Origin of the sequence: Streptomyces capoamus, assembly GCF_014654935.1 — a bacterium.
Taxonomy (GTDB): Bacteria; Actinomycetota; Actinomycetes; order Streptomycetales; family Streptomycetaceae; genus Streptomyces; species Streptomyces capoamus.
The window spans coordinates 61,224-62,741 of sequence record NZ_BNBF01000013.1 but is presented as its reverse complement, the minus strand read 5'-3'; the positions used below and the strand labels follow the sequence as shown (position 1 = coordinate 62,741).

Below are 1,518 nucleotides of genomic sequence, written 5' to 3'. Positions count from 1 at the left end.
CCGTCCGTGCCGGTGCTTGATGCTACCGAGCCCACCACGCACGACGGACCGCCTCCGGCCCAGCGTGAAACGGATCACCCAATCGAGCGATGAATTCGAGGTTTAAGGTTGCCGCTTCAGCCGACCGCGCGGGCCAGCCAGTCGGCGTCGATCTCGCCCTCGGCGACGATCACCGCGGGGCCGGTCATCTCGATCTCTCCGTCGGGGCGCTCGGTGATGACGAGGCGTCCGCCGGGCAGGTCGACGGTGTACGTGGCCGGGGTACCGGTGACGGCCGGGTCGGTCCCGTCGCGCCGGGCGGCGGCCACGGCGACGGCACACGCGCCCGTGCCGCACGAACGGGTCTCGCCGGAGCCGCGCTCGTGCACCCGCATGGCGACGTGGCGGGGACCGCGGTCGACGACGAACTCGACGTTCACCCCGTCCGGGTAGGCGGCCGCCGGGCTGACCGGCGGCGCGGTGTACAGGTCACCGGCGTGCGCGAGGTCGGCGACGAAGGCCACCGCGTGCGGGTTGCCCATGTTCACGTTGCGCGCGGGCCAGCTGCGCTCGCCGACGGCCACCGTGACCTCGCCCTCGGGCAGGCGGGCGGCGCCCATGCCGACGGTGACGTCGCCGTCCTTGGCGAGGTGGACGGTCCGCACACCCGCGCGCGTGGCGATCGTCAGGTCGCCTTCGGCCACGTGTCCGGCGTGCTGGAGGTAGCGCGCGAACACCCGGACGCCGTTGCCGCACATCTCGGCCACGGAGCCGTCGCCGTTGCGGTAGTCCATGAACCACTCGGCCTCGGCGGCCATCTCCCGGGCCTCCGGGTGGGCCGCGGACCGCACCACGTGCAGCACGCCGTCGCCTCCGATGCCCGCCCGACGGTCGCACAGGGCGGCGACGGCGGCCGGAGACAGGTCGAGGGCGTTCTCGGGGTCCGGGACGATCACGAAGTCGTTCTCGGTGCCGTGCCCCTTGAGGAAGGCGATCCGTGTGCTCATTCCTCGATCGTACGGGTTGGGTACGACAGGATCGGTTCCGGCCACGGGCCGGATACGACCGTGGCCGCCCCGGCGGGGGCTAGCGGAGCCGGGCCACGCGCCACACCGCGAGCACGACCGCCACGGCGACCAGCAGGACGTAGCCGAGGACGACCCGCCAGTCGGGGCGGCGGCCGGAGCCGCGCGGGGGCAGTCCGGGCCAGGTGTAGCCCACCCGGCGGGCGGCCATCATGCCCCAGCCCGCCGCGCAGGAGCAGATCAGCAGGCCCAGCATGGCGATGACCGCGCCGCTGTCGCCGAAGTCGAAGGCGAGCGGGAAGGCGAACATCAGGGAGCCGACGGCGGCGAGGCCCACGATGGGGGCGAGCTGCCAGATGCGCAGCCGACGCTGCGGGCGCAGCTCGACCTCGACCTCGGGACCGCCCGGGTACATCTCCTCCGGCTCCGGCCCGTCGGCGGTCACACCGCCGACGATGTCGTTGGGACCGTCCTCGGCGAGCCGGTCCTCGGACAGCGAGTAGTCGGATGTCGA

General features: G+C 73.5%; 2 protein-coding genes. Both read right to left on the bottom strand.

All coding sequences use genetic code 11. The features are described from left to right. Positions 1-116 precede the first annotated feature (116 nt). Complete coding sequence (gene dapF / locus IE312_RS21030) at positions 117-986, bottom strand: diaminopimelate epimerase (RefSeq protein ID WP_189983902.1); 870 nt, start codon at positions 984-986, stop codon at positions 117-119. Between the two features lie 79 nt (positions 987-1,065). After that, on the bottom strand, positions 1,066-1,518 hold a 453-nt coding region (locus IE312_RS41125), incomplete at its 5' end, for a hypothetical protein (RefSeq protein ID WP_229900236.1).